Source organism: Streptomyces sp. NPDC088124, from assembly GCF_040685895.1.
Taxonomy (GTDB): domain Bacteria; phylum Actinomycetota; class Actinomycetes; order Streptomycetales; family Streptomycetaceae; genus Streptomyces.
Genome location: NZ_JBFBJB010000133.1, coordinates 1 through 2,613 on the forward strand (window position 1 = coordinate 1; position 2,613 = coordinate 2,613).

A 2,613-nucleotide genomic window follows, 5' to 3' on the forward strand; every position below is an offset into this window, starting at 1 on the left:
GCGCTCTGCTCCGGGAGTTGGGCTTCACCGGTGCAATCGCCCGCAAGGGCGTGCCCGCTCCGATCCAGGCCGGCAAGCGGTGGGTCGTGGAACGAACGCACTCGTGGATGAACAGCTACGGCAAGCTACGACGCTGCACCGAGAAGAACAGCACCGTCGTCGAGTTCTACCTCCACCTGGCCGCAGCACTCGTCACTCTCCGCATGCTGATCCGCCACGCCACCATTCACTACCGCTGGGATCAGCGTCCCACCACACGCCGCCTCAAGTGATCCATTTGCCGGTCGGTCTAAGCCCCACGAGATCCATCCGCGGATCGTGGGCGACGAGGAGCGGTATCCCGCCGCCTGGGGAGTGTTCGTCCACGAGGCCGCGCACGCGGCCCACTCCGTCTGGACGGAGCCGGCCGGAGCGAACCCCCGTGCCGTCGAGGCCGCGCTCCTGCTGGAGGAGAGCCGTGTCGAAGGCGCACACCTGAACCGGCGGCCCACGGACCGCACGTACCTGCGCACCAGTGCCCGAACCCTGGTCATGCCCGACATCGCCCACCCCACCCTCCAGGGCATCGAGCACGCCGCCGCCGTGGCGGCTCTGGTCCTCGGCCGCCGGGACGTCGGCATCCTGGACGCCGGCGAGACCCGGGCCGTCGCCGATCTGTGCGAAAAGGTGCTGGGCGCAAACCTGCTGGCCACACTCACCCGCATCTGGACCGCAGCCCACCAGTGCGCCGACCACGACGCCACGACCATGCTCGCCCACGCGAAAGAATGGTGCGACGCTCTGGACACCGCGGCCCCCGCCCTGCCCGTGCCGGAGAACCTCACCGATCTGCTGTCCGGCGCCGTGGGGGTCGTCATGGACAGCACGGCAGCCACCGACGCCGCCGACCTCGCCGCACAGGCCGCAGCGACCAACGCCATGGCCGCGCAGTCCAAGGCACAGGCTCAGGACCGCGCCCAGCGGGCCGACCAGCGACGCAAAGCCGCCGCCACCGCCAAATCGGTCTTCAACACCCGTGGAACCACCGTCACCCCCGACGGCACACCAGCGCCCCACGGCAGCCCGGTCACCGGCACCCGCAAGCCCACCGCCGCCGAGCGGAGCGCCGCCGCGCGCCTGAGCCGCGCCCTGCGTGCCGCCGCCTACCGCGAGCGGACCGAGGAGCGGACCACCAGCCCCACCCCGCCCGGCCGCCTCAACATGCGCGCGGCCCTCGCCCGCGACGCTCAGCGCGCGGCCGGGTCGGTCCCCACCGCGGAACCGTTCACCCACACCCGCCGCCGCAACTCCCCCACCCCACCGCTGCGTGTGGGTATCGCCATCGACGTCTCCGGCTCCATGCGCGCCGCCTGCGCGCCCGTCGCGTCCGCCGCCTGGATCGTGGCACGCGCAGCAGCCCTGACCGACCCCGACTCCCTCACCGCCACCATCGCCTACGACATGCACCTGACCGCACTGACCCGACCCACCCACCGAGCACCAGAGCGCGTGACGACGTTCCACGCCAACGGCGGCCACCACAACCTCGCCGACGCCATCGACGCACTCGACCACGGCCTCGAACTCACCCGCCCCGGCGCCGGCCGCCTCCTCGTGATCGTCACCGACGCCCGGTACGACAGCGACGAAACCGCTCAAGCCGTCACCCGCGTCAAGCAGCTCACGACCGCCGGCTGCGCCGTACTCCAGCTCACCCTCACCGCGAAGTCCCGCCACTTGCCGGGGACCACCTTGCTGCACCTGCCCCAGCCCTCCAGCGCTCCCGCCGCCATCGCCACGGCGGCCAAAGACGCCATCCGCAGAACACGCTGAGACGACCCAGAAGACAGAAAGCAGGAACAACCACGTGGCAATTGTCGGTAAGGCGTGCTGTTCCAACCTGCGGAATGGTTAGTGCTAAGAGGTCCTAACAGAAGTCGCTGATGGTGTGACTGTTGGCTTGTCTGCTCGTTGGTCTGGTCGTGGGGAAGAGACAGTCGCGGCCTTGGATCGTGTCGGATGAACTGTGGTCGCTGGTCGAGCCGTTGCTGCCCAAGCCGGGGCCGAAGCTGGTCGAGGGCCGGCCCCGCGTGCCGGACCGGCAGGCCTTGTGCGGGATTCTGTTCGTGCTGCACACCGGGATCCAGTGGGAGTACCTGCCGCAGGAGCTGGGCTTCGGCTCGGGCATGACCTGCTGGCGCCGCTTGGCCGCGTGGAACGAGGCAGGTGTGTGGGACGAGTTGCACGTCTTGTTGCTGAAGAAGCTGCGTGCGGCGAGGAAGCTGGACTGGTCCCGGGCGGTGATCGACTCCTCCCACGTGCGGGCGGCCCGGCGAGGCCCAAAAGCGGGCCCAGCCCGGTCGACCGCGCGCGTCCGGGCAGCAAGCACCACGTCCTCACCGACGGCCAGGGCATCCCGCTCGCGGTGTCCCTGACCGGCGGCAACCGCAACGACGTCACCCAGCTCCTGCCCCTGATCGACAAGATCCCCTCCGTCGCCGGACTCGTCGGCAGGCCCAGACGCCGACCGGACGCACTGCTAGGCCGTGTTTTAGGTCGGGTTTCTTGTTCACGCCTCGCGCTGTGATGATCACCGTGTGGGGCGTGGGGATCTTTCTGATGAGCAGTGGTTGG

The 2,613-nt window shown here is 69.9% G+C and carries 3 pseudogenes; all 3 read left to right on the top strand.

The features are described 5' to 3' along the window. Window positions 1–272, top strand: a pseudogene (locus AB0P17_RS43180) (IS5/IS1182 family transposase); the annotation flags it as partial. Window positions 273–291: 19 nt separating this feature from the next. After that, a pseudogene (locus AB0P17_RS43185) lies at window positions 292–1,812 on the top strand (hypothetical protein); the annotation flags it as partial. Between the two features lie 143 nt (window positions 1,813–1,955). Then, window positions 1,956–2,509, top strand: a pseudogene (locus tag AB0P17_RS43190) (IS5 family transposase); the annotation flags it as partial. Window positions 2,510–2,613 lie beyond the last annotated feature (104 nt).